The 359-nt window shown below is 41.5% G+C and carries 1 protein-coding gene; it reads left to right on the top strand.

What is annotated here, in order from left to right; genetic code table 11:
• Positions 1-110: 110 nt before the first annotated feature.
• Positions 111-359: IS256 family transposase (locus tag IV84_RS10630; protein WP_056986642.1), on the top strand; the 249-nt coding region annotated here is incomplete at its 3' end.

The raw sequence follows: 359 nt of genomic DNA, 5'->3' as shown, positions 1-359 counted from the left end.
TAAAATATCTTGTGTAAATGCATAAAAGATTTCTGAATTGTATAGAAATAGGGAATGCCTTCCCTTATGATATTTAGTAACCACAGAAAACATCACAGGAGGCATTCCCCATGAATGAACTTACCACAGAAATTATCGCTGCACTAGCCCAAAAGCAAGATTTGGACGAAGTTTTTCGTCACCACCTCGAAATTGCGATTAACCAGCTGCTTCAAACCGAATTGGCAGAGTTTTTGGGTTACGAACGCTACTCATACGCTGGGATTAACACTGGTAATAACCGCAACGGCAGTTATGAGCGCTCGTTTGATACGAAGTACGGCCAACTTAACTTAACCATTCCTCGAGATCGCAATGGC

The organism is Pediococcus damnosus, assembly GCF_001437255.1.
GTDB classification, from domain to species: Bacteria; Bacillota; Bacilli; order Lactobacillales; family Lactobacillaceae; genus Pediococcus; species Pediococcus damnosus.
The sequence above is the reverse complement of the archived record's forward strand: the minus strand, read 5'-3'. Positions and strand labels throughout refer to the sequence as shown.